Origin of the sequence: Aliiglaciecola sp. NS0011-25 (genome assembly GCF_040370605.1) — a bacterium.
In the GTDB taxonomy this organism is placed as follows: Bacteria; Pseudomonadota; Gammaproteobacteria; order Enterobacterales; family Alteromonadaceae; genus Aliiglaciecola; species Aliiglaciecola lipolytica_A.
This window is the reverse complement of record NZ_BAABWR010000063.1, coordinates 1-686: the sequence shown is the minus strand read 5'-3', so window position 1 is coordinate 686 and position 686 is coordinate 1. Positions and strand designations below refer to the sequence as shown.

The window sequence follows — 686 nt, the reverse complement described above, 5'->3', positions numbered from 1 at the left end:
CATAAATCTACTATTACTGCTAAATATAACCATCCTTGGCCTGTTCGGATGTACGTGATGTCACCTGACCAATGGGTGTTAAGTTGTTCAGGGTTAAATTGTCTATTTAAATAATTAGGGGCAATGAAAGATGCCTTTCCTGCATATGGATAACGATGTAACCGAGGCCGTTTCGCTATCAATTTAAATTTGCGCATCAACCGACGTACTTTATAACGACCCACTTCATAACCTTGATGATTAAGCTCTATCATCATTCTTCGGCTGCCGTAAGTGGCGTCCATCTCATTGTGCACATGCTTTACCGCAGCCTCTAAGTGAATATCAACCGACCTAATCCGCTTGGGTTTAGCATAAAAGTAAAACGAGCTACGAGGTACATTTAAACATCGACAGATATGCTGAACATTAAACCCAGCCTTCTTCAATTCTAGCGCGACTTGCCGCCTTTGTTCATTTCTATTGCGAAGAAGGCCGAAGCTTTTTTTAACAGGTTATTATCACTTTCCAACTGTTTAACTTGTTTTTCTAACTCTTGAATTCGTTTTTGTTCATTAGTGATGGCGGACGCTTTAGGTGTAACGCCTACTTGTTCTTCGCGATACTGACGCACCCATTTTTGTAAGGTGGAATATCCCACTTCCATTGCTTCAGCTGCTTGCCTAACTGGATAACCTTGAACCGTG

2 protein-coding genes are annotated in these 686 nt (G+C 41.4%); both read right to left on the bottom strand.

The genetic code is table 11. From position 1 onward, the window contains the following. Positions 1–296: IS3 family transposase (locus tag ABWV72_RS21185; RefSeq protein WP_353372970.1), on the bottom strand; the 296-nt coding region annotated here is incomplete at its 3' end. A 134-nt stretch (positions 297–430) separates the two neighbouring features. Beyond that, a partial coding sequence (locus ABWV72_RS21180) for a transposase (protein ID WP_353372968.1) occupies positions 431–686 on the bottom strand: 256 nt, incomplete at its 5' end.